Source organism: Burkholderia sp. Bp9015 (assembly GCF_003853505.1).
In the GTDB taxonomy this organism is placed as follows: domain Bacteria; phylum Pseudomonadota; class Gammaproteobacteria; order Burkholderiales; family Burkholderiaceae; genus Burkholderia.
The window spans coordinates 1-24,515 of the sequence record NZ_QTPZ01000052.1; the positions used below are offsets into that span (position 1 = coordinate 1).

23 protein-coding genes are annotated in these 24,515 nt (G+C 69.6%); 16 read left to right on the plus strand and 7 right to left on the minus strand.

Annotated elements, in window-relative coordinates:
* The 3 genes from xerD to queG form a co-directional block, all read right to left on the minus strand.
* Nucleotides 1-911, minus strand: a 911-nt coding sequence (gene xerD, locus DIE12_RS34740; RefSeq protein WP_185641256.1) for a site-specific tyrosine recombinase XerD, incomplete at its 3' end; no start/stop codon positions are given.
* Complete coding sequence (locus DIE12_RS34745) at nt 911-1,378, minus strand: methylated-DNA--[protein]-cysteine S-methyltransferase (protein ID WP_124486964.1); 468 nt, start codon at nt 1,376-1,378, stop codon at nt 911-913. The genes DIE12_RS34745 and xerD, both read right to left, overlap by 1 nt.
* A 63-nt stretch (nt 1,379-1,441) precedes the next feature.
* Nucleotides 1,442-2,677: a tRNA epoxyqueuosine(34) reductase QueG gene (gene queG, locus DIE12_RS34750; protein ID WP_124486963.1), complete on the minus strand. Its 1,236-nt coding sequence runs from the start codon at nt 2,675-2,677 to the stop codon at nt 1,442-1,444.
* A 17-nt stretch (nt 2,678-2,694) separates the two neighbouring features.
* Between queG and tsaE the strand changes: the two genes are divergently transcribed.
* Both tsaE and DIE12_RS34760 read left to right on the plus strand, forming a co-directional pair.
* On the plus strand, nt 2,695-3,246 hold the full coding sequence (gene tsaE, locus DIE12_RS34755) for a tRNA (adenosine(37)-N6)-threonylcarbamoyltransferase complex ATPase subunit type 1 TsaE (RefSeq protein ID WP_044848561.1): 552 nt from the start codon (nt 2,695-2,697) through the stop codon (nt 3,244-3,246).
* A complete protein-coding gene (locus DIE12_RS34760; RefSeq protein WP_124522990.1) occupies nt 3,228-4,763 on the plus strand; it encodes an N-acetylmuramoyl-L-alanine amidase in 1,536 nt (511 codons plus the stop codon). The genes tsaE and DIE12_RS34760 overlap by 19 nt, the downstream gene beginning before the upstream one ends.
* Nucleotides 4,764-4,808: 45 nt before the next feature.
* On the opposite strand, the gene DIE12_RS34765 is transcribed toward DIE12_RS34760, so the two are convergent.
* The gene (locus DIE12_RS34765; protein ID WP_185500337.1) at nt 4,809-5,687 is read right to left on the minus strand and encodes an EamA family transporter; all 879 of its coding nucleotides are present in this window, start codon (nt 5,685-5,687) and stop codon (nt 4,809-4,811) included.
* A 252-nt stretch (nt 5,688-5,939) separates the two neighbouring features.
* Here DIE12_RS34765 and DIE12_RS34770 point away from each other — a divergent pair, with 252 nt between their 5' ends.
* On the plus strand, nt 5,940-6,821 hold the full coding sequence (locus DIE12_RS34770; protein WP_044848558.1) for a pirin family protein: 882 nt from the start codon (nt 5,940-5,942) through the stop codon (nt 6,819-6,821).
* A 52-nt stretch (nt 6,822-6,873) separates the two neighbouring features.
* Entirely contained in the window at nt 6,874-7,722 is an 849-nt protein-coding gene (gene trxA / locus DIE12_RS34775; protein ID WP_044848557.1) for a thioredoxin, read from the plus strand.
* 102 nt (nt 7,723-7,824) lie between these two features.
* Here trxA and tcdA read toward each other — a convergent pair whose 3' ends face one another.
* Nucleotides 7,825-8,682: a tRNA cyclic N6-threonylcarbamoyladenosine(37) synthase TcdA gene (gene tcdA, locus DIE12_RS34780; RefSeq protein ID WP_044848556.1), complete on the minus strand. Its 858-nt coding sequence runs from the start codon at nt 8,680-8,682 to the stop codon at nt 7,825-7,827.
* A 128-nt stretch (nt 8,683-8,810) separates the two neighbouring features.
* Between tcdA and pdxH the strand changes: the two genes are divergently transcribed.
* The 3 genes from pdxH (at nt 8,811) to DIE12_RS34795 (ending at nt 12,155) form a co-directional block, all read left to right on the plus strand.
* Nucleotides 8,811-9,455, plus strand: a complete 645-nt coding sequence (gene pdxH, locus DIE12_RS34785) for a pyridoxamine 5'-phosphate oxidase (protein WP_124522989.1) — start codon at nt 8,811-8,813, stop codon at nt 9,453-9,455.
* Nucleotides 9,456-9,585: 130 nt separating this feature from the next.
* Nucleotides 9,586-10,806, plus strand: a complete 1,221-nt coding sequence (locus DIE12_RS34790) for a cyclopropane-fatty-acyl-phospholipid synthase family protein (protein ID WP_124522988.1) — start codon at nt 9,586-9,588, stop codon at nt 10,804-10,806.
* Between the two features lie 23 nt (nt 10,807-10,829).
* On the plus strand, nt 10,830-12,155 hold the full coding sequence (locus DIE12_RS34795) for a DUF72 domain-containing protein (RefSeq protein ID WP_124522987.1): 1,326 nt from the start codon (nt 10,830-10,832) through the stop codon (nt 12,153-12,155).
* A 45-nt stretch (nt 12,156-12,200) separates the two neighbouring features.
* Here the strand turns inward: DIE12_RS34795 and msrA are convergent, their stop codons facing one another.
* Entirely contained in the window at nt 12,201-12,761 is a 561-nt protein-coding gene (gene msrA, locus DIE12_RS34800) for a peptide-methionine (S)-S-oxide reductase MsrA (RefSeq protein ID WP_044844456.1), read from the minus strand.
* Nucleotides 12,762-13,324: 563 nt separating this feature from the next.
* On the opposite strand from msrA, the gene DIE12_RS34805 reads away from it, so the two are divergent.
* From DIE12_RS34805 to DIE12_RS34815, 3 genes are all read left to right on the plus strand, one after another.
* Nucleotides 13,325-14,731, plus strand: a complete 1,407-nt coding sequence (locus tag DIE12_RS34805; RefSeq protein ID WP_124486957.1) for a selenium-binding protein SBP56-related protein — start codon at nt 13,325-13,327, stop codon at nt 14,729-14,731.
* Complete coding sequence (locus DIE12_RS34810) at nt 14,728-15,393, plus strand: hypothetical protein (protein ID WP_124522986.1); 666 nt, start codon at nt 14,728-14,730, stop codon at nt 15,391-15,393. Before DIE12_RS34805 ends, DIE12_RS34810 begins: the two co-directional genes overlap by 4 nt.
* A 328-nt stretch (nt 15,394-15,721) precedes the next feature.
* On the plus strand, nt 15,722-16,231 hold the full coding sequence (locus tag DIE12_RS34815; RefSeq protein ID WP_044844459.1) for a flavin reductase family protein: 510 nt from the start codon (nt 15,722-15,724) through the stop codon (nt 16,229-16,231).
* Here the strand turns inward: DIE12_RS34815 and DIE12_RS34820 are convergent.
* Nucleotides 16,218-16,718 carry an Lrp/AsnC family transcriptional regulator gene (locus DIE12_RS34820; protein ID WP_044844460.1) on the minus strand — a complete coding sequence of 167 codons (501 nt, stop codon included), beginning with the start codon at nt 16,716-16,718 and terminating at the stop codon, nt 16,218-16,220. The genes DIE12_RS34815 and DIE12_RS34820 overlap by 14 nt on opposite strands.
* A 130-nt stretch (nt 16,719-16,848) precedes the next feature.
* On the opposite strand from DIE12_RS34820, the gene kynB reads away from it, so the two are divergent.
* From kynB to DIE12_RS34850, 6 genes are all read left to right on the plus strand, one after another.
* The gene (gene kynB, locus DIE12_RS34825; RefSeq protein WP_124522983.1) at nt 16,849-17,490 is read left to right on the plus strand and encodes an arylformamidase; all 642 of its coding nucleotides are present in this window, start codon (nt 16,849-16,851) and stop codon (nt 17,488-17,490) included.
* A gap of 55 nt (nt 17,491-17,545) precedes the next feature.
* The gene (kynU, locus tag DIE12_RS34830) at nt 17,546-18,802 is read left to right on the plus strand and encodes a kynureninase (RefSeq protein ID WP_409333442.1); all 1,257 of its coding nucleotides are present in this window, start codon (nt 17,546-17,548) and stop codon (nt 18,800-18,802) included.
* A gap of 92 nt (nt 18,803-18,894) precedes the next feature.
* The gene (gene kynA / locus DIE12_RS34835; protein ID WP_044844544.1) at nt 18,895-19,821 is read left to right on the plus strand and encodes a tryptophan 2,3-dioxygenase; all 927 of its coding nucleotides are present in this window, start codon (nt 18,895-18,897) and stop codon (nt 19,819-19,821) included.
* A 604-nt stretch (nt 19,822-20,425) separates the two neighbouring features.
* A complete protein-coding gene (dalD, locus tag DIE12_RS34840) occupies nt 20,426-21,820 on the plus strand; it encodes a D-arabinitol 4-dehydrogenase (RefSeq protein ID WP_124522981.1) in 1,395 nt (464 codons plus the stop codon).
* A gap of 127 nt (nt 21,821-21,947) precedes the next feature.
* On the plus strand, nt 21,948-23,429 hold the full coding sequence (gene xylB, locus DIE12_RS34845; protein WP_124522979.1) for a xylulokinase: 1,482 nt from the start codon (nt 21,948-21,950) through the stop codon (nt 23,427-23,429).
* 117 nt (nt 23,430-23,546) lie between these two features.
* Complete coding sequence (locus tag DIE12_RS34850) at nt 23,547-24,503, plus strand: sugar-binding transcriptional regulator (protein ID WP_044844466.1); 957 nt, start codon at nt 23,547-23,549, stop codon at nt 24,501-24,503.
* Nucleotides 24,504-24,515: the final 12 nt, after the last annotated feature.

Here is a 24,515-nt window from a genome sequence, read left to right on the forward strand (position 1 = left end):
ATGTAGATCTGCGTGGTCGAGATGTCGCTGTGGCCGAGCAGCAGCTGCACGACCCGCAGGTCGGCGCCGTGGTTCAGCAGGTGCGTCGCGAACGCGTGGCGCAGCGTATGCGGCGACAGGTGCGCGCGCACGTCGGCCTGCTGCGCGTGGCGCTTGATGATGTTCCAGAACTGCTGGCGCGTCATCCCGTCGCCGCGCGCGGTCACGAACAGCGCGTCGGCCGCGCGCGCGCCGAGCAACGCGGGCCGCGCGTCGCGCAGATAGCGTTCGATCCAGCCGTGCGCGACTTCGCCGAACGGCACGAGCCGCTCCTTCGAACCCTTGCCCATCACACGCACGACACCCTCGTTGAGCCCGACCTCGACGGTCTTCAGCGTCACGAGCTCGCTCACGCGCAGCCCGCTCGCATACATCAGCTCGAGCATCGTGCGATCGCGCAGGCCGAGCGGCGTGCCGATGTCGGGCGCGCCGAGCAGCGCTTCGACCTGCGCCTCGGACAGCGTCGACGGAAACCGCGCGGCCTGCTTCGCCGACGTGATCCGCAGCGTCGGGTCCGCGCTCGCGTGACGCTCGCGCACGGCCCAGCCGTAATAGCGCCGGAACACCGACAGCCGCCGGTTCGACGACGTCGCCTTGCCGTCGCTGCGCGCGGCGATGTAGCCCGTCAACATCGCTTCGTCGGCCGAGTCGAGCGACGTGTCGTGCGTCGCGGCCAGCCATTGCGAAAACAGCGCCAGGTCGCGCCGGTACGCATCGAGCGTGTTTCGCGCGAGCCCATGCTCGAGCCACAGCGCATCGCAGAACACGTCGATCGACGCGCGGCTCGCGAGCAGCGCGGGCGATGCGGCGGCCGCGGCATCGCTGGCGTCGGATGCGGAATCGGAATCGGGGGAAAGCAACGGTTCGCTCATCAGTACGGCACGCCTTCATGCGCCAGCAGCCAGCGCTTCACTTTCTGGTAATAGCCATTGTCGTCGTGATTCGCGAAACCGCCGAGGCCGCCGGCCGCGACGACACGATGACACGGGATCACGAGCGGGAAATAGTTCGCGCCACACGCCTGGCCGACCGCGCGCGGCGCGCTGCCGATCCGCTTCGCGACCTGCCCGTAGGTCAGCACCGTGCCCGGCGGAATGTCGCTGATCACGTTCCACACGCGGTGCTGGAATGCACTGCCGACGTCGGCGAGCGGCAGGTCGAAGCGCGCCGACGCACGCTCGAAATAACGTTCGATCTGCTCGACCGCGCGCTTCGCGAGCGGCGAATCCGGATCGACCGACTTGACCGACTCGGGTAGATAGACGATCTCGCGCACCACCGCGGCATCGGTGCGGATGCCGACCTTGCCGAACGGCGCGTCGATGACTGCGTTGAACATGAACTTCTCCTGACCGGTGAAACACGCGGCGCCGCCGCGCGCCGACGACACTTTACGCCGCCTTCATGCGGCACGCAGCGCCCATTCGACATGCTCGCGCACGACCGGCGACGGATCGTCGGCCCGCGCGCGCAACGCGGCGACGATCGCGGTGCGCGCTTCGGGTGCGAGCCGATCGGCCGGCGCGCGCAACGCATTGCCGAGCCCGACCGCGAGATTGCGCAGCCAGCTTTCGTAACCGATGCGCCGGATCGCGCTGCCCTGCATCCGCGTGTCGAACGCGTCGGCGTCCCACGCGAACAGCTCGACGAGCGTCGCGCGGTCGAGCCCGTGCCGCACGTCGAAATCGGCGACGGGCGCGGCCTGCGCGAACTTGTTCCACGGACACACGAGCTGGCAGTCGTCGCAACCGTACACGCGGTTGCCGATCATCGGCCGCAGCGGCTCCGGAATGCTGCCTTTCAGTTCGATCGTCAGGTACGAGATGCAGCGGCGCGCGTCGACGCGATACGGTTCGACGATCGCGCCCGTCGGGCACGCGCCGATGCAGCGCGTGCAGCTGCCGCAGTGCGCGCCGGGCGTCTCGGGCGCGCGCTCGGGCGCCGTTTGCGCGTCGGTCGGCAGCGGCACGTCGACGTAGATTTCGCCGAGGAAGAACAGCGAACCCGCGTCGCGCTGCAGCAACAGCGTGTGCTTGCCGCGCCAGCCGACCCCGGCCTTCTGCGCGAGCTCGACCTCGAGCACCGGCGCCGAATCGGTGAACACGCGGTAGCCGAATGCGCCGATCTCGCGCTCGATGCGCTCCGCGAGCGTCTGCAGCCGGTTGCGCAGCACCTTGTGATAGTCGCGGCCGCGTGCGTAGATCGACACGACGGCCGCCTGCGGATCGTCGAGACGCGCGCGCTCGCGTGCGCGCCAGTCGTGCGGCGCGAGCGCGCCGGATGACGCATCGGGTGGGTCGGCGGCGAGCGTTTCGGCCGGCAGATAGGCGAGCCGCGCGGAAATCACGCGTCGCGTACCGGCCACAAGTTCGGCCGGCCGCGCGCGTTTCATCCCGTGTTTCGCCATATAATCCATTTCGCCGTGGTACCCGGCTTCCAGCCAGGCGGCGAGGCCTGCTTCGGCATCCGAGAGATCGGTATCGCTGATGCCTATCGCCCCGAAACCCAATTCGCGCCCCCACGCCCTGATGCGCGCGGCGAGCGCAGCCAACGTCGCATCATCGAGCGCGCACGGCGCCGCGCCTTCGGCACGAGTCGAAGGCCTGTCGGATGCGGCGAGTTCCGGTAATCGGTTCATCGCACTATTTTACGAGAATGCCAGCCACGTCCCATACGCCTCATGCCGACACGCTGCCCGCCCCGCTCGCGGAGCGCGTGATCGCACTCGCCGACGAAGCGGCGACCGAGGCCTTCGGCACCCGCTTCGCGCACGCGCTCGACGCGGCGCGCAGCGAACTCGCCCATGCACACGCGTTCAACGGGCTGCAGATCCAGCTGATCGGCGACCTCGGCGCGGGCAAGACGACCCTCGTGCGCGCGATCCTGCGCGGCCTCGGCCACCCGGGGCGCGTGCGCAGCCCGACCTACACGCTCGTCGAACCGTACGCGTTCGCGCGCGACGACGGGGAACTTGAGGTCTATCACTTCGATCTGTATCGATTCAACGATCCGGCCGAATGGTCCGATGCAGGCTTTCGCGAGTATTTCAATTCCAGCGCGATCTGCCTCGTCGAATGGCCGCAGCAGGCGGGCCCCCTGCTCGGCGTGCCCGATCTGGTTTTCTCGCTCGACGTGGATGGCGACGGCCGCGCCCTCACCGTCCGTGCGTACAGCGCTTCAGGAAAGGCATGTCTCGAAAGATGTTGATCAAACCGTTCCGCTCGATCGAATCGGCGGCCACCGCCACGCACAACTGGCGGCGGCGCCAGATCCTGTGCGCGGGCGCGTCGACGCTGGTGCTCGGCCTCGTCGCGCCGCGGCTCGCGCACGCGTCGTCGGTGCTCGGCGTGCGTGTATGGCCCGCGCGCGATTACACGCGCGTCACGATCGAATCCGACCAGCCGCTGCAGAATAGCCAACAGCTGCTGCAGGGTCCCGACCGGCTCGTCGTCGACCTGAACGGGCTCGACCTCGACCAGGCGCTGCGCGACCTCGTGTCGAAGATCGCGCCGAACGATCCGCAGATCCAGTCGGTGCGCGTCGGCCAGTATCAGCCGCACGTGGTGCGGATGGTGTTCGACCTGAAAGGCTCGGTGAAGCCGCAGGTGTTCACGCTGCCGCCGGTCGGCACCTACAAGTACCGGCTCGTGTTCGACCTGTATCCGGCCGTCGCGCCCGATCCGCTGACCGACCTGATCGCGCAGACGGAACGCAAGGAACAGGCGCTCAACGACACCGCGCGCGCGCAGCAGGTGCAGCCGCCGGGCGCGCTGAACGGGCCGGCGACGCCGCCCGTCGCGGGCAACGACAACAGCGACGCGTTCTTCCAGCGCTTCGCGCAGAACACGCCGGCCGCGCCGCGCACGCCGCCGGCCGCCGCGACGCCGTCTTCGCCTGCCACGCCCGCGAAGCCGGCCGTCAAGCCGCCGCCCGTCATCGCGCGCCGCGACGACAGCGAGGACGACGGCGACACCTACAAGTTCACCGCGCCGAAATCCGGCAAGGGCGGCACCGTGCGCCTGCTGACGGTCGCGATCGACCCGGGCCACGGCGGCGAGGATCCGGGCGCGATCGGCGGCGGCGGCACGTACGAGAAACACGTCGCGCTCGACATCGCGAAGAAGCTGCGCGCGAAGATCGACGGCGCGCCGAACATGCGCGCGATGATGACGCGCGACGCCGACTTCTTCGTGCCGCTGAACGTGCGCGTGCAGAAGGCGCGCCGCGTCGGCGCGGACCTGTTCGTGTCGATCCACGCCGATGCGTTCACGACGCCGTCCGCGCGCGGCTCGTCGGTGTTCGCGCTGTCCGACCACGGCGCGTCGAGCGCCGCGGCGCGCTGGCTCGCGAACAAGGAGAACTCGTCCGACCTGATCGGCGGCATCAACATCAAGACCCAGGACGCGGCAGTCAGCCGCGCGCTGTTCGACATGTCGACGACCGCGCAGATCCGCGATTCGCTGCGCTACGGCAACTACGTGCTGAAGGAAGTCGGCGGCATCAACAAGCTGCACAAGGGCTCGGTCGAGCAGGCCGGGTTCGCGGTGCTGAAGGCGCCCGACATTCCGTCGATCCTCGTCGAGACGGCGTTCATCAGCAATCCGGAAGAGGAAAGCCGGCTGAACGACGACAGCTACCGCGACCAGATGGCCGACGCGATCTTCCGCGGCATCAAGCGTTACTTCGCCGCGAATCCGCCGCTCGCGAAGAGCCGGATGGCCTGACCGGCCACCCTGCCCCGCCGCCGGCACGCGCTGCGTGCCGGCGCGTCACAACGCCGCGAAGCGGCGCGCGAGCTTCCCGCCGAACACGTTCACCGCGAGCCCGCCCATCACGAGCGCGGCGCCGATCAGCTGCGCGTCCGTCAGATGCTCGTCGAGCAGCAGCGCCGACGACGCGAGCCCGACGATCGGCACCAGCAGCGAGAACTGCGCGACCTGGGCGGCCGGATAACGCGACATCAGGCGGCTCCACAAGCCGTAGCCGAGCAGCGTCGCGACGAACGCGAGATAGACGACCGCGAAGATCGACGCGCCGTTCAGCCCGAGCAGCGCGGCCTCGATCCGCTGCGGCCCCTCGAACCACAGCGACAGCAGGAAGAACGGCACCGGCGGCACGAGGCTCGCCCACACGACGAGCGACACCAGGTTGGCCTTGCCCAGCTTCTTCGTGACGATATTGCCGAACGCCCACATCGCGGCCGAGCAGAGGGTCAGCAGGAAGCCCGCGAGCGTCATCGCGCGGCCGCCCTGCGCAGCGATCACGACGAGTCCGGCCGCGGCGACCGCGAGCCCGACCAGGCTCTGCACGCGCAGCCGCTCGCCGAGGAACAGCATCGCGAACACCAGCGTGAAGAATGCCTGCGACTGCAACACGAGCGACGCGAGGCCGGCCGGCATGCCGACGTACATGCCGGTAAACAGGAGCACGAACTGGCCGAGCTGGATCGTCGCGCCATACAGGATCAGCATGCGCCACGGAATCTGCGGCCGGCGCACGAAGAACACCGCGGGCACCGCGGCGAGCGTGAAGCGCAGCGCGCCGAGCAGCATCGGCGGCATGCCGTGCAGGCCGACCTTGATCACGACGAAGTTCACGCCCCACGCCAGGATCACGACCAGCGCGAGCAGCAAGTCCTTCGGGGCCATCATCGGCGTCTCCTCGATTTTGTCGGATGGTTTCCTGAACGCCGCTCAGTCTACCGAATTTCGCCGCGCGACCCGATACCCGCGCGGTGCACATGGAATCGGCGCCAGGCACGGCGCCGTGGCCGCGCCGCACGACGCGTGCCTGCCCCGCGGCCGCATCGCGCGGCGGACATCCGGCTGCCCGTTGCACGCGTGGCCGCCGTGCCGCCAGTACAATGACCGGCATTCCTGCCGTTCCCCACGAGGCCCGCCATGACCGATCCGATCAAAGCCCTGCTGAAGCCGCACATCCGCGACATCGGCAACCTGCAGGTGCGCCGCACGCTGCCCGCGCTCGCCGCACGCCTCGTCGGCCCGTTCATCTTCTTCGATCACATGGGGCCCGCGACGCTGCCGGCCGGCACCGGGCTCGACGTGCGCCCGCATCCGCATATCGGGCTCGCCACCGTCACCTACCTGTTCGACGGCGCGATCCTGCACCGCGACAGCCTCGGCTCGCTGCAGGAGATCGTGCCGGGCGACGTGAACTGGATGACGGCCGGCCGCGGCATCGTCCACTCGGAGCGCACGCCCGACGCGCAGCGCGCGAGCGGCCACACGGTGCACGGGATCCAGACCTGGGTCGCGCTGCCGGTTGCCCACGAGACCACCGAGCCGTCGTTCGAGCACCATGCGGCCGACACGCTGCCCAAGCGCGACGAGAACGGCGTGTCGCTGACGGTGATCGCCGGCGACGCGTTCGGCCTGCGCTCGCCCGTCACGACGTTCTCGCGCACGCTGTACGTCGCCGCCGAATTCGCGGCCGGCGGCCGCCTCGAACTCGACGCGTCGCACGAGGAACGCGCGGTCTACGTGGTCGACGGTGACCTGTCGATCGACGGCACGCCGGTGCCGGCCGAGCAGATGGCCGTGCTCGCACCGGGCGCCACCGTCACGCTCGCGAGCGGCAACGGCGCGCGCGCGATGCTGCTGGGCGGCGACAAGATCGACGGCGAGCGCTTCATCGAATGGAACTTCGTCGCCAGCAGCCGCGACGCGATCGAGCGCGCGAAACGGGCGTGGACGAACCAGGAAATGGGCAAGGTGCCCGGCGAAACCGAGTGGATTCCGCTGCCCGAGTCGAAGCCGCGTTGAAAAAGGGGCGCGCCGCCCCCATCCTGACGACATTCGAACCGAAGAGAACGACATGGACACCACGCTTGCCACTTTCGAGAAAGACGTCATCGAGGCGTCGCTGGACACGCCCGTGCTGGTCGACTTCTGGGCGCCGTGGTGCGGCCCCTGCAAGACGCTCGGTCCGCTGCTCGAAAAGCTCGAAGCCGACTACGAAGGCCGCTGGAAGCTCGTGAAGGTGAACGTGGACGAGAACCAGGAGCTCGCCGCGCACTTCCAGACGCGCAGCATCCCGCACGTGATCGCGTTCGCCGACGGGCGCCCGGTCGACCAGTTCATCGGCGTGCTGCCGGAAGGCCAGTTGCGTGCGTTCCTCGACCGGCTGCTGCCCGCGCCCGACGAAGCCGAGCGCCGCGCCGCACAATACGCGATCGCCGAATCGCGCTACGACGATGCGATCACCCACCTCGAAGCGGCGCTCGCGCTGAACCCCGGCTTCGACGACGCGCGGCTCGACCTGATCGAACTGCTGCTCGCGAACAACCAGGTGGACGCCGCACGCGCCGAGGCCGAACGCCTGTCGCCGCAGACCGTGCAGGGCACCGATCCGCGCTACCAGGCGATCAAGACCCGTTTCGATGCGCTCGACGCGACGGCCGACCTGCCGCCGACCGACGCGCTCGAGGCGCGCATCGCGGCGAACCCCGCCGATCTCGACGCACGCTTCGACCTCGCGCAGAGCCTGATCGCGCGCCGCGCGTACGAAGGCGCGCTCGAGCAGTTGCTCGAAATCGTGCTGCGCGACCGCGCGTATGGCGACGACCTCGGCCGCCGTACGATGATCTCGGTGTTCGAGCTAGCGGGCGATCGCCCGGAACTCGTCGCCGCGTGGCGGCGCAAGCTGAGCATGGCGCTCAACTGACGAACGAACGGCCGGGCCGCGATGGCCTGGCCGACTCGCCTCGTCGCGCGCGGCGGGTCCGCCGCGCCGCAACATTCCCTGGCGCGTCGCTCGACGCCCCGATCAACCCGCGGCCCGCGCCGCGATCGCCCGCAACGCATGCGCGGCGGCCGCGAAACCGAAGCTCGCGGTCACGCACACGCTCGAACCGAACCCCGCGCAGTTGAGCCCCGCGACATGCGCGGCGGTGGACGGTTCCGCGCCATCCTCGATGTCGCACGCGGCCGCTTCCGGATAGATCAGCGGCTCGTCCGAATACACGGCGCTGACCTTGAAGCGCGCCTTCGGCCCGCGCGGAAAGCCGTGCTGCTTGCGCAGCTGCGCACGCACCTTCGAGAGCAGCGGATCCTGGATCGTCAGCGCGAGATCGTCGATGCGGATGCGCGTCGGGTCGAGCTGCCCGCCTGCGCCGCCGACCGTGACGAGCGGCTGCCCTTTCGCGACGCACCACGCGATCAGCGCGACCTTCGTGCGCACGCTGTCGATCGCGTCGATCACGTAGTCGAAGCCGCCGCCGAGCAGCGCGTCGAAGTTGTCGGGTTCCGCGAAATCCTCGATCCGGTTCACGCGGCACGCGGGATCGATCAGCGCGATCCGCTCGGCCATCGCGTCGACCTTCGGCTTGCCGTAATTGCCGTCGAGCGCGTGGATCTGCCGGTTCGTATTGCTTTCGGCGACGTTGTCGAGATCGATCAGCGTCAGCGTGCCGATCGCGCTGCGCGCGAGCGCCTCGGCCGTCCACGACCCGACGCCGCCGATGCCGATCACGGCCACGTGCGCGCCCTCGAACGCGGCGAGCGCCGGGGCGCCGTACAGCCGCGCGATGCCGCCGAAGCGGCGCTCGCGATCCACGTCAAGCTGGATTGTCGGGGTCGGGGTAAGATCAGAGGAACTGAGCGGGGCGGTGTCGGCAGCGGACATGGCAGCAAGGAAAACGTAAGTCGAGCAGCCCTCTATTTTGCCTGAACTCCCCGCCGGCACGCGCCACTGTGCACGCACGATTCTCGCGCGTTAGCTATACTGGCCCCAGATTGAAGCGTTCGCATAACATGACGACTCTCGCCGATCTCCGCATCAACTATTCGCGTGCTTCGCTCGACGAAGCCGATGCCGCCCCCGACCCCTTCGCCCAGTTCGATCGCTGGTTCAAGGAGGCGCTCGCCGCCAAGCTCCCCGAGCCCAACACGATGACGCTCGCCACCGTCGGCGACGACGGCCGGCCGTCGGCACGCATCGTGCTCATCAAGGCTGTCGACGAACGCGGGTTCGTCTTCTTTACCAATTACGGAAGCCGCAAGGGGCGCGACCTCGCCGCCCATCCGTACGCGGCACTGCTGTTCTACTGGATCGAACTCGAGCGCCAGGTGCGCATCGAGGGCCGGATCGAAAAGACCAGCGCCGACGAAAGCGACCGCTATTTCGCGTCGCGCCCGCTCGGCTCGCGCATCGGTGCGTGGGCGTCCGAGCAGAGCGCCGTGATCGACAGCCGCGCGACGCTCGAAGCGCGCGAGAAGGACGTGGCCGAACGCTACGGCGAGAACCCGCCGCGCCCGCCGCACTGGGGCGGCTATCGCGTCGTGCCCGACGCGATCGAGTTCTGGCAGGGCCGCCCGTCGCGGCTGCACGACCGCCTGCTCTATACGCGCGACGCCGCTGCGGCGTCGGGCTGGACGATCTCGCGCCTGTCGCCGTAAGCCGAACCGCGGCCGCGGTGCCGCTTGCCGGTCGTGTCTCGTGTTGCATCCGGGCGCCCGCCTCGCAGGAGGCGGGCGCCGGTCAAGATACTTGGCTGTATTCGATCCAACGAACAAACGGAGAATCCAAATGTTCTGGGAAAAGAAGCTGGCACAGTGGGCGGACGAAGTACGGGCGAAAGCGAACATACCGGCGCGCCTCGTGCTGTGGAACGGCGATCAACTCGATTTCGGCACCTTCAGCGCACCGCAGGTCACGCTGAAGGTCAACAGCGCGTCGGCGCTGCCGCTCTTGCTCGAACCGAGCCTCGACAATCTCGGCGAGGCGTACGTGAAGGGCAAGATCGACATCGAAGGCCGGCTGTCGGACATCATCAACATCAGCTATTCGCTCGCGCGCAGCACGGTCACCAGCGCGAGCAAGCTCGCGCGCGTGAAGCGCTACTTCAATCACACGAAGAACACCGACCGGAAGGCGATCCAGTATCACTACGACGTCTCGAACGAGTTCTACCAGCTGTGGCTCGACGAGAACATGGTGTACTCGTGCGCGTACTTCGAGAACGGCGACGAGGATCTCGCGACCGCGCAGATCAAGAAGATCGACCACATCCTGACCAAGATCCAGCTGGAGCCCGGCCAGCGCCTGCTCGACATCGGCTGCGGCTGGGGCGCGCTCGTGCTGCGCGCCGCGCAGAAGTTCGGCGCGACGTGCCTGGGCGTGACGCTGTCGCAGAACCAGTTCGATCTCGCGACCGCGCGCGTGAAGGCCGCCGGGCTCGAGGACAAGATCGAGATCCGCCTGCAGGACTACCGCGAGATCGACGGGCAGTTCGACCGCATCACGAGCGTCGGGATGTTCGAGCACGTCGGCCGCAAGAACCTGCCGCTCTATTTCTCACGCGTGCACGACCTGCTGACCGACGACGGCATCGCGATGAACCACGGGATCACGTCGACCGACGCGGAAAGCGGCGAAACGGCGCTCGGCGGCGGCGAATTCATCGACCGCTACGTGTTCCCGGACGGCGAGCTGCCGCACATCAGCCTCGCGCTCGAAGCGGCGCAGCGCGGCGGGCTCGAGGCGATTGACGTCGAAAGCCTGCGGCGGCACTATGCGCGCACGCTCGACATCTGGACCGAGAACTTCGAGGCGAAGGCGGACCAGGCGCGCGCGCTCGTCGACGACGAGAAATTCCGCATCTGGCGCGTGTACCTCGCCGGTTGCGCGTATGCGTTCGAACACGACGACGTGTCGATCTTCCAGATCGTGTGCCGCAAGGCCGGACGCAGCGCGAAAACGCTGCCGTGGTCGCGGCGCTACATGTACGAACACTCGCTGCCGCGCTAGGCGGCACTTCACGCTGGGCATGCATGGGTGACGGCAGGACGCGGCGCAACACGCCGCCGCAACGACAGCAGCGCGACGAACCGGACGGATCGCACGCCGACGGGCAGTTCGACCTGTTCGGCGGCGCGGCGCCCGACGACGCGCGCGCGGCCGCGCCCGCGGATGGCGACAGCGCTGCAGGTGCCGGCGCACGCGTGACGCCGGACGAACACGACACTGCGCGGCCGGCAAAGTCGCCTGCGCGCGCCGGCCGTGCATCGCCCCGTCCTTCCGCCGACCAGGAACCGGCGGAACCGCCCCCTGCCTCCGGCCTGCTGTGGGACGAACCGTCTCCACCGGCCGCGCCGCCGAAGAAAAGCCGGCGCCGGCGCGGCGTGCCGCCCGCCCCGGTTTCCGCGGAAGTCGCCGCCGCCGCGGCCGCGCTGCCGCCCAATGTGCGGCTCGGCACGTCGTCGTGGTATTTCCCCGGCTGGGACGGCATCGTCTACGACGGCGATTTCGCGCAGACGAAGCTGTCGCGCGAAGGGCTCGAGGCGTACGGCGCGCATCCGCTGCTGAAGAGCGTGAGCCTCGACCGCTCGTTCTACGGGCCGCTGTCGGTGGCCGATTATCTGCGCTACGCGCAACAGGTGCCGGACGACTTCCGCTTCGTCGTGAAGGCGCCGGCGTCCGTCACCGATGCGGTCGTGCGCGGCAGGCGCGGCGAGCCGTCGGGCCCGAACCCGACCTTCCTCGACGCGCAGCTCGCGACCCGGGAATTCGTGCAGCCGTGCCTCGAAGGGCTCGGCCGGAAGGCCGGCGTGCTGGTGTTCCAGTTCTCGCCGATGCCCGATCAACTGCTCGCCGAGCCGGCCGCGCTGATCGACCGGCTGTCGGCATTCTTCGCGGCATTGCCGCCGCTGCCGCCGGACGCCGACGGCACGCGCTACGCGATCGAGATCCGCGACGCGAGCCTGCTCACGCCGCGCTTCATCCGCGCGCTCGCGGCGCTCGGCGTGCGCTACTGCGTCGGCCTGCACGCGCGGATGCCCGACCCGCTGCGCCAGGCGGCCGCGCTCGCGCTGCTCGACGGCGATGCGCCGGGCCCGCTGATCGTGCGCTGGAGCCTGCACGGCGGCTTCAAGTACGAACAGGCGAAAGCGAAGTACGAGCCGTTCGACAAGCTCGTCGACGAGGACCCGGCCACGCGCGCGGCGCTCGCCGAGCTGGCCGCGCGCTACGCGCTGGCCGGACAGCCGGTGATCATCACGATCAACAACAAGGCGGAAGGCTCCGCGCCGCTGTCGTGCCTCGCGCTCGCGCGCGAGATCGCCGCCGCGTGCGCGCACTGGCGCAGCGAGGCGGCGTAGGGGTCGCGGCGCGGGTGCCCGCGCCGCTTGCGGCTGACGCGCCGATTACGCGCCGCGCTGCGACTTCAGCCGGTGCGAGAACTTCTGGCGGAATTTCGCGAGCTTCGGCCCGATCACGACCGAGCAGTAGCCCTGCCCCGGATTGCGTGCGTAATAGTTCTGATGATAGTCCTCGGCCGGCCAGTAGTTGCCGTCGAGCGGCACGACCTGCGTGACGATCGGCTGCCCGAACACCTGCTCGCGCTCCAGTTCGCGGATCACGTCGAGCGCGACGTCGCGCTGCGCGTCGGAATGCGTGAACACGACCGACCGGTATTGCGTGCCGACGTCGTTGCCCTGCCGGTTCAGCTGGGTCGGATCGTGCGTCGCGAAGAAGATCTCGAGGATCTCGCGATAACCGATGCGCGCCGGATCGAACGTCACGTTCACGACCTCGGCGTGACCGGTGTCGCCGTCGCAGACGTCGCGATAGCCGGGATTGCGCGTATGGCCGCCCGCATAGCCCGACTGGACGGCCGTCACGCCGTCGACGTCGAGAAACACGGCCTCCGTGCACCAGAAGCACCCGCCGCCCACAGTCGCGGTTTCAAGCATCTCGTTCACCATGAAATCAGTACCTCGTTGAAGACGGCGGCCGGCACGCAGGCACGCGCCGGCGCCGCCGGTCCTTATCGTCGCTGCCCGGTTGCCCGGCGCGCAGCGGCAGCGTTCAAGTATCTCACTCGCGCGCGAATCCGGCAGAACCGCATGCGCGCCGCGCGCCACCGGCTGCGCGTTTCTCGACTACACTTAGGCACGCTTCGCCGCGACGGCACACCGTCCGGCTGCACGCAGCGTCCGATGCATGCCCGCCCTGATGCCAACAACATCTGCCGGAACATCGATATGCACGCCTCAGCAGAAATCGCCCGCATGACGGGCCCGGCCGCCGGTGCCCCGCGCGCCGTCGCCTTCACCGCACCCTCGCGTCACCGTACGCCCGTTGCGCCGCCTGCGCGACGATCCGGCGCGCCGCGTTTCCCCGCTTTCCCGACCTGATGCACCGCACCGCGCGTCCTGCAATCGCGCGCCACCGCCTGTGCATTCCCGTCACGCAACCTGTTCGACCCGCACGCCCGCAGTGAACGGCCGTGCGCCCGTGATCCGATACAACCGAGAGAGGCACCACGATGAGCATGCGGCCTGACCCGACCTTTCACGCTTCGCCGGAACTTGCGATGCAGGCGCCGGCGGAGGAATTTGCCTATACGTTGTTGCTGAGCCCCGATTTTTCCAGGCCCGACGCGCTCGCCGTGATCGACGTGAAACCCGGCTCGGCGACCTACGGCAAGATCGTGCACACGGTGACGATGCCGAACACCGGCGACGAATTCCACCACTTCGGCTGGAATGCGTGCTCGTCGTCGCTGTCGCCGCTGACCGGTCACGCGTTTCTCGAGCGCCGCTTCCTGATCATCCCGGGCCTGCGCTCGTCGCGGATCTACGTGATCGACACGAAGCCGCACCCGACGCAGGCGCGTATCCACAAGATCATCGAGCCCGGCGAGGTGTTCGCGAAGACCGGCTATTCGCGGCCGCATACGGTTCATTGCGGCCCCGAGGGCATCTACGTGAGCACGCTCGGCGGCGCGGGCCCGGACGGCACCGACGGCGCGCCCGGCATCTTCATCATGGACTGCGAGACCTTCGACGTGCTCGGCCGCTGGGAAATCGACCGCGGCCCGCAGGACAAGCATTACGACTTCTGGTGGAACCTGCCGCGCGACTACATGGTGTCGAGCGAATGGGCGCTGCCGCCGCAATTCGAGAACGGCATCGTGCCGGAAGACCTGCTCGCGAACCGCTACGGCCACCGGCTGCATTTCTGGGACCTGCGCGCGCGGCGCAACGTGCAGACGATCGATCTCGGCGCGCAGCACCAGATGGCGCTCGAAGTGCGGCCCGCGCACGATCCGGTGCGCGAATACGGGTTCGTCGGCGTCGTGGTCGACACGACCAATCTCGAAGGATCGATCTGGACCTGGTGGCGCGAGGACGGCCAGTTCCATGTGGAGAAGACCGCGACGATTCCGCCCGAGCCGGCCGCCGCCGACGAACTGCCGCCGCTGCTCCAGGGATTCGGCGCGGTGCCGCCGCTCGTGACCGACATCGACCTGTCGCTCGACGACCGTTTCCTGTACGTATCGTGCTGGGGCACGGGCGAGATGCGTCAGTACGACGTGTCGGATCCGCGTCACCCGGTGCTCGCCGGGTCGGTGCGCATCGGCGGGATCGTGCGCCGCGCGCCGCACTCGAACGGCCGCGCGTTCGCCGGCGGCCCGCAGATGGTGGAAATCAGCCGCGACGGCCGGCGCGTGTACTGGACCAACTCGCTCTACTCGACGTGGGACGACCAGTTCTATCCGGACGGCGTGCCGGCCGCGCAGGTGCTCGCGCATGCGGGGCCGGACGGCGGGCTGACGCTCGCCGACGACTACTGGGTCGAGTTCCCCGACGGCTATCGCGCGCACCAGATCCGGCTGGAAGGCGGCGACTGCTCGACCGACTCGTTCTGCTATCCGTCGGTCAAGCGTTGAGCGCCGGCCTCTCCGCGCCGCTCGCGCTGTGGGCGGCCGTGCTCGCGAGCGGCGTCTATCACGGGCTCAATCCGGCGATGGGCTGGCCGCTCGCGGTGTCGAACGCGTTGATGACGCGCCGCGACGGCGCGCTCGTCGCGGCGCTCGGCTATCTCGCGCTCGGCCATGCGCTCGCGGTATTCATGGTGATGCTGCCGTTCGGGCTGCTCGCCGCGCTGCTTGCATGGCAGTCGGCGATCCGGATCGGCGCGAGCGCGCTCGTGATCGGCTTCGGCGCGGTGCTGCTGATCCGGCGGCGTCACCCGCGTGCGCTCGCGCGGATTCCGCCCGCGCGGCTCGGGCTGTGGTCGTTCGCGGTCGCGCTCGCGCACGGCGCCGGGCTGATGCTGGTGCCGATCTATCTGGGGCTTTGCGGGCTCGACACGGACGCCGGCGATCGCGCGGCGGCCACGCTCGTCGACGCGCATCTCGGGATGGCGCTCGTCGTCGCGGCCGTGCACGCGGCCGCGATGATCGGCACGGGCGGCGTGCTCGCGTGGCTCGTGTACCGCTATCTCGGGCTGAAGTTCGTCGCGCGGAGCTGGTTCAACCTCGATGCGGTGTGGGCGTCGAGCCTGATCCTGACGGGTGCGCTGTCGCTCGGGCTGGCGGCGGCGCGGTAGCGCACGCGCGATGGCTGCCGCGGCGGTCGCGCGTGATGCAGGGCGTGGCGGATGGCCTGCCGCATGGGCGGGCCACCGACCGCGCGCGATAAAACACGCCAGAAACGCCTCGGCGGGCCCGATCGCGGCGCCGCGCGACTGTGTTCGCTACCTCACGCTGGCCCCGCAATGCACCGTCCGCACGGGCCCGGCGGTCGCGATTCCGCTAAAATCGCGCCATGCGCACCACTTCCCGACCGACCGCCCTGGCCTTGCCGCCTTTCGTCCGCCGCGCCTCCCGCACCCGCCGCGCGCCGCGCCTGTCCGTTTCGATCCGGATGGCCGCCCGATGAAGCATGCCACCCCGCCCGATTTCGACTCGGCCGCCTTTCGCCAGGCGCTCGGCCAGTTCGCGACCGGCGTCACGGTCATCACGACGCGTGCGCCGTCCGGGCAGTTGATCGGCATCACCGCGAGTTCGTTCAACTCGGTGTCGCTCGATCCGCCGCTCGTGCTGTGGAGCCTCGCGCACAAATCGGCGTCGACGCCGGTGTTCCGCAGCAACAGCCATTACGTGGTGAACGTGCTCGCGGCGTCGCAGCTCGACCTGTGCAAGCGCTTCTCGACCTACAAGGGCGACCGCTTCGAAGGGATCGCGCACGCGGCCGGCAACTCGGGCATGCCGGTGCTCGACGGTGCGCTCGCGTGGTTCGAATGCCACAACCGCAGCCGCTACGACGAAGGCGACCATGTGATCTTCGTCGGCGAAGTGGAACGCTGCGGCGTGCGTGCCGTGTCGGATGCCGCTCCGCCGCTCGTGTTCCACGGCGGCGGCTTCCACGGCCTCACACCGCTTTGATCGCCCCCATGCGCGCCAGCCCGACCGGCGCGCCCGCTTCGTCCTTCAGCGTCTGCAGCACGATGTTCGAACGGATGTCCATCACGCCCGGCGCCTTGTAGAGCCGGTTCAGCACGAAATCCGAATAGTGCTTGAGGTTGTGCGCGAGCACGCGCAGCAGGTAGTGGCTCTCGCCCGTCACGACGAACGCGCCGACCACCTCCGGCCATTCGCGCAGCGCCTCCGCGAAGCGCTCGTGCCATTGATTCTCTTCGTTGCGCATCGACACCTGCACGAACGCCTCGAGCTCGAAGCCGAGCTTCTCGCGGCTCAGGCACGCGCGATAGTGCTCGATCACGCCCTGCTCCTCGAGCAGGCGCATCCGGCGCAGACAGGCGGATGGCGAAAGCGAGATGCGTTCCGCCAGATCGAGATTGCTGATTCTGCCCTCTTCCTGCAGGACCGCCAGAATCCGGCAGTCGGTGGCATCGAGCGTGATCGCGTGCATTTTTGGTCCCCGTTTTCCCTCTGAGTCGAATTATCTGCCAATCGGGCGGATTGTCCATGTTTATTTCGCAAGCACTTTCTGCGAGTGTCCACCTATCATTCGAAGCATCGATTCACCGACTCGTCATGCCATGGACACACTCTGGGACATCTCGCCGCCCGTCAGCCCCGCCACCCCCGTGTGGCCGGGCGACACGCCGGTTTCCGTCGAACGCGTATGGCGGATGGAGGCCGGCTCGCCGGTCAACGTCGCGCGCCTGACGCTGTCGCCGCATACCGGCGCGCACTGCGACGCGCCGCTTCACTACGACGCCGACGGCGCGCCGATCGGCGCGGTGCCGCTCGACACCTATCTCGGCCCGTGCCGCGTGATCCACTGCATCGGCGCATCGCCGGTCGTGCGTCCGGCCGACCTCGAGGCCGCGCTCGCCGGCGTGCCGCCGCGCGTGCTGCTGCGCACCTATGCGCGCGCCAGCGTCGCGCAATGGGACAGCAGCTTCTGCGCGGTCGCGCCCGAGACCGTCGACCTGCTCGCCGCGCACGGCGTCAAGCTGATCGGCATCGATACGCCGTCGCTCGACCCGCAGGACTCGAAGACCATGGATGCGCATCACCGCGTGCGCGCGCACCGGATGGCGATCCTCGAAGGGATCGTGCTCGACGACGTGCCGCCCGGCGACTACGAGCTGATCGCGCTGCCGCTGAAATTCGCGACGCTCGACGCGAGCCCCGTGCGTGCGGTGCTGCGCGCGCTGCCCGGCCGGTCCTCCTGATTCATCCAACCATCGACCCGCGAACCACTCGTCCGCGAACTACTGACCCGACATCATGATCATCAAGACCCGTGAAGACGCGCTCGCCCTCGACCGCGACGACCCGCTCGCCGCGCTGCGCGACCAGTTCGCGCTGCCCGACGGCGTGATCTATCTCGACGGCAACTCGCTCGGCGCGCAGCCGCGCGCATCGGCCGCCCGCGCGCAACAGGTGATCGGCGCCGAATGGGGCGAAGGCCTGATCCGCAGCTGGAACACCGCCGGCTGGTTCGCGCTGCCGCGCCGCCTCGGCGACAAGCTCGCGACGCTGATCGGCGGCGCGCCCGGCGAAACCGTCGTGACCGACACCATCTCGATCAACCTGTTCAAGCTGCTGTCGGCGATGCTGCGCCACCAGGCCGAACGCGCGCCGGAGCGCCGCGTGATCGTGTCGGAGCGCTCGAACTTCCCGACCGACCTGTACATCGCGCAAGGGCTGATCGAACAGCTCGGCGGCGACTACGAGCTGCGCCTGATCGACGATCCGGCGGACCTGCCCGACGCGCTCGGCGCGGACACGGCCGTCGCGATGATCACGCACGTGAACTACCGCACCGGCTACATGCACGACATGCCGGCCGTCACGCAGCTCGTGCACGATGCGGGCGCGCTGATGCTGTGGGATCTCGCGCATTCGGCCGGCGCGGTGCCGGTCGACCTGAACGGCGCGCACGCGGACGGCGCGGTCGGCTGCACGTACAAGTACCTGAACGGCGGCCCCGGTTCGCCGGCCTTCGTGTGGGTGCCGCGGCGTCATCTCGCTCACTTCTCGCAGCCGCTGTCGGGCTGGTGGGGCCACCGCGCACCGTTCGCGATGCAGCCGGGCTTCGCGCCCGATCCGGGCATCGCGCGCTTCCTGTGCGGCACGCAGCCGATCGTGTCGATGTCGATGGTCGAATGCGGGCTCGACGTGTTCCTGCAGACCGACATGCACGCGATCCGCCGCAAGTCGCTCGCGCTGACCGACGCGTTCATCGCGCTCGTCGAAACGCGCTGCGCGGGCCTGTCGCTGAAGCTCGTCACGCCGCGCGCGCATCACCAGCGCGGCTCGCAGGCGAGCTTCGAGCATCCGCACGGCTACGAGGTGATGCAGGCGCTGATCGCGCGCGGCGTGATCGGCGACTACCGCGAGCCTTACGTGCTGCGCTTCGGTTTCACGCCGCTCTATACGCGCTTCGTCGACGTGTGGGATGCCGTCGAGACGCTGCGCGACATCCTCGCCACCGACGCGTGGAAGGCGCCCGAGTTCGCCGAGCGCGGCGCGGTGACCTGACCGCTTCCAGCCCGGCGCGCGCCGCCGCGACGTGCGGATTGCGCGCCGCGCCCCGTCATTCAAATCTGGAGAAAGTCGTGAATTCTGGTCATATTCAGCCACCCGGCGACGACGCGCCGGCGGGCTGCCCGTTCTCGGGCGCACGCGCGGCCCAACCGGCTCATGAAGCGCCGCACGTGCCTGGCGAAGCCACCGCTCAAGCCGGCTGGCACGATGCGCAGCTCGATTTCTCGAAGTCGATGAGCTACGGCGACTACCTGTCGCTGAACGCGATCCTCGACGCGCAGCATCCGCTGTCGCCCGATCACAACGAGATGCTGTTCATCATCCAGCATCAGACGAGCGAGCTGTGGATGAAGCTCGCGCTGTTCGAGCTGCGCGGCGCGCTCGACGCGGTGCGCGGCGACGCGCTGCCGCCCGCGTTCAAGATGCTCGCGCGCGTGTCGCGGATCCTCGAGCAACTCGTGCAGGCGTGGAACGTGCTGTCGACGATGACGCCGTCCGAGTATTCGGCGATGCGGCCGTATCTCGGCCAGTCGTCGGGCTTCCAGTCGTACCAGTACCGGCAGCTCGAATTCCTGCTCGGCAACAAGAACGTGCAGATGCTGCAGCCGCATGCGCACCGGCCCGACATCCTCGAACAGGTGCGCGCGACGCTCGAGGCGCCGTCGTTCTACGACGAAGTCGTGCGCCTGCTCGCGCGGCGCGGTTTCCCGATCGCGCCCGAACGGCTCGAGCGCGACTGGACGCAGCCGATGCGTCACGACGAAACGGTCGAGGCCGCGTGGCTCGAGGTCTATCGTCACCCGCAGCAGCACTGGGAGCTCTACGAGATGGCCGAGGAACTCGTCGATCTCGAGGATGCGTTCCGCCAGTGGCGCTTCCGTCACGTGACGACCGTCGAGCGCATCATCGGCTTCAAGCAGGGCACCGGCGGCACGAGCGGCGCGCCGTATCTGCGCAAGATGCTCGACGTCGTGCTGTTCCCCGAGCTCTGGCACGTGCGCACCACGCTGTAACGCACGCCTCGCGCCCGCGCGTCACGACGACGTGCGGGCCGGCGCCTCCCCTTCGCGCGGCAACGCGCGTTCGTGTGCACGCCGCGGAATGTGCCGCCGCAGCCGGCGCCGCCGGCTCGCGCAAGGGCCGGGCACGCACGGGATCGGCCTCGCGCCGTCCGCGTGCGGGATCCGATGCCGACGCGGTCGCCGCGTTTCCGACGGGCCGACGGGCCGACATATCGACGTGCCGACGAGCCGACGAGCCGACGAGCCACCGGGACGATCGCCGGCATATCGCCATATCGTTGCGGCGCCGCACCATCCGCTACTCACGCTCACCGTGTTCCGACGCGTCACGGCACCCTGCCGGGGCGGCCAGCACGCTCGCTGCCCGACGAACTCGTCGCATCGATGCGCGACGGACGCTGACGCCTTCCGCCTTCCGCCTTCCGCCTTCCGCCTTCCGCCCCCGCTTCCGCCCCGCCCACGCGCCGCCGCAGCGCACCATCGAAATGCCGCGCCCGCGCCTTGACTTTCGCTCGCCCGAATACGATCATTCGCTCACATAAAGAGCAAATGATCGTATTCGACAGGAAAGACTGGCACGAACAGGAGACACCGGATGAGCGAATCGCCCTCCGCCCACGCGCCCGTGCTGCTGCACATCGGCGCAGGCTCGTTCCACCGCGCGCACCAGGCGTGGTATCTGCACCGCGTGAACGCGGCCGTGCCGGCCGACGAACGCTGGTCGCTGACCGTCGGCAACATCCGCGACGACATGCGCGCGACGATGGACGCGCTCGCCGCGCAGCACGGCGCCTACACGCTCGAAACCGTCACGCCGCAGGGCGAGCGCGCGTACGAGACGGTCCGCGCGATCTCGCGCGTGCTGCCGTGGTCGATCGATCTCGCCGCGCTGATCGACGCCGGCGCCGACCCGGCGTGCCGGATCGTGTCGTTCACCGTCACCGAAGGCGGCTACTACCTCAACGAACACAACCGGCTCGACCTCGCGAACGCCGATCTCGCGGCCGACCTGCAGGGCGCGCGCACGACGCTGTACGGCGCGCTCGCGGCGCTGCTCGCCGAACGCGCGAAACGCGGCGCGGGCCCGCTCACACTGCAGAGCTGCGACAACCTGCGCAACAACGGCGCGCGCTTTCGCGCGGGCATGCGTGAATTCCTCGAGCGGCGCGGCGAGACCGATCTGCTCGCGTGGTTCGATGCGAACGTCGCGACACCGAGCGCGATGGTCGACCGCATCACGCCGCGCCCGACCGCCGACGTGCGCGAACGGGTGCGCGCGGCAACCGGCGTCGACGACGCGTGTCCGGTGATGGGCGAGTCGTTCATCCAGTGGGTGATCGAGGACCGCTTCGCGGCGGGCCGGCCGCGCTGGGAGCTGGCCGGCGCGGAACTGGTCGACGACGTGCATCCGTACGAGGAAGCGAAGATCCGCATCCTCAACGCGACGCACAGCTGCATCGCGTGGGCCGGCACGCTCGCGGGCCACACGTACATCCACGAAGGCACGCACGACGCGGCGATCCGCCGCTTCGCGCACGACTACGTGACGCAGGACGTGATCCCGTGTCTCAGCCCGAGCCCGCTCGACCTCGAACGCTACCGCGACGTCGTGCTCGAACGGTTCGGCAATCCGTACGTGCTGGACACGAACCAGCGCGTCGCGGCCGACGGCTTCTCGAAGATTCCCGGCTTCATCGCGCCGACGCTCGCCGAATCGCTCGCTCGCGGCGCGGCGCCGGTCGCCACCGCGGTGCTGCCGGCGCTGTTCCTGCGCTTTCTCGAACGCTGGGCGCGCGGCTTGCTGCCGTATGCGTACCAGGACGGCGTGATGGACGACGGCGCCGCGCGGGCGATCGTCGAGGCCGACGACCCGGTCGTCGCGTTGTGCGCGAGCCGCGCGCTGTGGGGCTCGCTCGCCGGCAACGCGGCGTTGTTCGACGCGCTGCGCGCCGGGCTCGCACGCGTCGACGCATGGCTCGCGCAGCGCTGACGCATGGCGGCCCGCGGCCTCGCAGCCGGCCGCCCGCGAGCGGCCGCGCATCCGGGCGAACCTGCGTTGGCAGGCGCGCGCGCGTGCGGCTAAAGTAGCGGCTCCTCACTGACGGAACGGATCGCTCATGTATCTCGGCATCGACCTCGGCACCTCGGAAGTGAAGGTGCTGCTGCTTGCTCCGGACGGCACCGTGGTCGGCACCGCCGGCACGCCGTTCAGCGTGTCGCGGCCGCACCCGCGCTGGGCGGAACAGCATCCGGACGACTGGTGGCAAGGCACGCTCGCCGCGCTCGCGGCGCTGCGCGAACGGCATCCGCAGGCCTTCGCGCAGGTGCGCGGGATCGGCCTGTCGGGCCAGATGCACGGCGCGGTGCTGCTCGGCCGCGACGACCGCGTGCTGCGCCCCGCGATCCTGTGGAACGACATGCGCAGCGCCGACGAATGCGCGCTGCTCACCGAACGCGCGCCCGATCTCCACGCGCTGGCCGGCAACCTCGCGATGCCCGGCTTCACCGCGCCGAAACTGCTGTGGGTCGCGAAGCACGAACCCGACGTGTTTGCCGCAACGGCCTGCGTGCTGATGCCGAAGGACTACCTGCGCTTCCGGCTCACCGGCGCGAAGGTGTCCGATCCGTCCGACGCGGCCGGCACGTTGTGGCTCGACGTCGCGCGCCGCGACTGGTCCGACGCGCTGCTCGCCGCGTGCGACATGACGCGCGACCAGATGCCGCGCATCGTCGAAGGCAACGCGCCGTCCGGCACGCTGCGCGCCGACGTCGCGCGCGAACTCGGGCTGTCGGAGGCCGTCGTGGTGGCGGGCGGCGGCGGCGACAACGCGACGAGCGCGCTCGGCATCGGCGCGATCCACGCGGGCGACGGCTTCGTGTCGCTCGGCACGTCGGGCGTGCTGAGCGTGGTCGGCGACCGCTTCATGCCGAATCCGGCGTCGGCCGTGCATGCGTTCTGCCACGCGATTCCCGATCGCTGGCAACTGATGAGCGTCGTGCTGTCGGCCGCGAGTTGCCTGCGCTGGGTCTGCAAGCTGACGGGCACCGACGAGCCGGCGCTGCTCGCCGAAATCGCGGCGCTCGACGCGGACGCACTCGCGACGGCGCCGCTGTTCCTGCCCTACCTGTCCGGCGAACGCACGCCGCACAACGATCCGTATGCGCAGGGCGTGTTCTTCGGGATGACGCATGCGACCGAGCGCGCGCATCTCGGCTACGCGGTGCTCGAAGGCGTGACGCTCGGCCTCGCGGACGGCCTCGACGCGCTGCACGCGGCCGGCGTCGAAACCGACCGGCTGTCGCTGATCGGCGGCGGCGCGCGCAGCGCGTTCTGGGCGCAGCTGATCGCCGACGCGCTGGACGTGCGCACCTGCCAGCACGGCGGCGGCGAAACGGGTGCGGCACTCGGCGCCGCGCGGCTGGGCTGGCTCGCCGTCGGCGGCGATCCGCAAGTCGTGCTGACCAAGCCGCCGGTGCGCGCCGAATACGTGCCCGACGCCGCGCGTCATGCGCTGCTGCGCGAGCGCCTCGACGCGTTCCGCGCGCTGTATCGCCACGTGCGCCCGCTTTACGAACCGTCGCGCGCGCGGCTCGCGTAGGCGGCGACGCAGGGCGGCCGTCGGCCGCACGCCGCGCATGCGTTACAGTGGATGCCATTGCGCCGCCCGACGGCCGGTCCGCGGGCGGCCCCCCCAGATCCGAACCGAACCGCTATCTTGTCCAAGTCCTCAGAAAAACTCGATCTCGCCACGCGTGCCGCGTGGCTCTACTACGTCGCGGGCGACACGCAGAACGAAATCGCCGAGAAGCTGCAGGTGTCGCGCCCGGTCGCGCAGCGCCTCGTCGCGTTCGCGGTCGAGAAGAACCTGATCCGCGTGCGCGTCGATCACCAGCTCGCCGACTGCCTCGAGCTCGGCGCGCAGCTGTCGAAACGCTACGGGCTCACGATGTGCGAAGTCGTGCCCGTCGATGCCGATGCGGCCGAAGCGATCGACCGCAAGCTCGCGGTCGCCGGCGCGCAGGTGATGGAGCGCTACCTGAACGAGACGCGCCCGATGGTGATCGCCGTCAGCAGCGGCCGGACGCTGAAGGCGGCGGTCGCGCAGATCGCGCAGATCGAGCGGCCGCAGCACCGGCTCGTGTCGATGGTCGGCGCGATCGCGGCCGACGGCTCGTCGAACCGCTACGACGTCGCGCAGTACATCTCCGAGAAGACCGGCGGCAAGCACTTCCTGCTGCCCGCGCCGCTGTTCGCCGACAGCGACGCCGAGCGCGCGCAATGGTGCAATCACCGGCTGTACCGGATCGTCGACGCGCTGTCGGCGCAGGCCGACGTCGCGTTCGTCGGGATCGGCAACATCGGCCCGCACTGCCCGCTCTACGAGGACGGCTTCATCACCGAACAGGAACGCGACGAGATGACCGCGCTCGGCGCGGTGGCCGAACTGCTCGGCGTGCCGATCGATGCGCAGGGCCGGCTCGTCGACGTGTCGACGAGCGCGCGCGTGACGAGCGTCGCGCTCGACGCGCCGCCGAAGCGCCCGACGATCGCGTTCGCGGGCGGCCCGAAGAAGCGCGACGCGGTGATCGCCGCGCTGCGCGGCGGCTGGCTGTCGGGGCTCGTCACCGACGAAACCTGCGCACGCGCGGCGCTCGACGCGAAGGCGGCCTGACGCCGCCGCACG

Coding starts and splice junctions, on each gene's coding strand:
- queG (WP_124486963.1), bottom strand. CDS start 2,677: ATGAACCGATTACCGGAACTCGCCGCATCCGACAGGCCTTCGACTCGT.
- trxA (WP_044848557.1), top strand. CDS start 6,874: ATGGACACCACGCTTGCCACTTTCGAGAAAGACGTCATCGAGGCGTCG.
- kynU (WP_409333442.1), top strand. CDS start 17,546: ATGATCATCAAGACCCGTGAAGACGCGCTCGCCCTCGACCGCGACGAC.
- msrA (WP_044844456.1), bottom strand. CDS start 12,761: ATGGTGAACGAGATGCTTGAAACCGCGACTGTGGGCGGCGGGTGCTTC.
- DIE12_RS34790 (WP_124522988.1), top strand. CDS start 9,586: ATGTTCTGGGAAAAGAAGCTGGCACAGTGGGCGGACGAAGTACGGGCG.
- pdxH (WP_124522989.1), top strand. CDS start 8,811: ATGACGACTCTCGCCGATCTCCGCATCAACTATTCGCGTGCTTCGCTC.
- DIE12_RS34745 (WP_124486964.1), bottom strand. CDS start 1,378: ATGTTCAACGCAGTCATCGACGCGCCGTTCGGCAAGGTCGGCATCCGC.
- DIE12_RS34815 (WP_044844459.1), top strand. CDS start 15,722: ATGAAGCATGCCACCCCGCCCGATTTCGACTCGGCCGCCTTTCGCCAG.
- DIE12_RS34805 (WP_124486957.1), top strand. CDS start 13,325: ATGAGCATGCGGCCTGACCCGACCTTTCACGCTTCGCCGGAACTTGCG.
- dalD (WP_124522981.1), top strand. CDS start 20,426: ATGAGCGAATCGCCCTCCGCCCACGCGCCCGTGCTGCTGCACATCGGC.
- xylB (WP_124522979.1), top strand. CDS start 21,948: ATGTATCTCGGCATCGACCTCGGCACCTCGGAAGTGAAGGTGCTGCTG.
- kynB (WP_124522983.1), top strand. CDS start 16,849: ATGGACACACTCTGGGACATCTCGCCGCCCGTCAGCCCCGCCACCCCC.
- tcdA (WP_044848556.1), bottom strand. CDS start 8,682: ATGTCCGCTGCCGACACCGCCCCGCTCAGTTCCTCTGATCTTACCCCG.
- DIE12_RS34765 (WP_185500337.1), bottom strand. CDS start 5,687: ATGGCCCCGAAGGACTTGCTGCTCGCGCTGGTCGTGATCCTGGCGTGG.
- DIE12_RS34795 (WP_124522987.1), top strand. CDS start 10,830: ATGGGTGACGGCAGGACGCGGCGCAACACGCCGCCGCAACGACAGCAG.
- tsaE (WP_044848561.1), top strand. CDS start 2,695: ATGCCAGCCACGTCCCATACGCCTCATGCCGACACGCTGCCCGCCCCG.
- DIE12_RS34760 (WP_124522990.1), top strand. CDS start 3,228: ATGTCTCGAAAGATGTTGATCAAACCGTTCCGCTCGATCGAATCGGCG.
- DIE12_RS34820 (WP_044844460.1), bottom strand. CDS start 16,718: ATGCACGCGATCACGCTCGATGCCACCGACTGCCGGATTCTGGCGGTC.
- DIE12_RS34770 (WP_044848558.1), top strand. CDS start 5,940: ATGACCGATCCGATCAAAGCCCTGCTGAAGCCGCACATCCGCGACATC.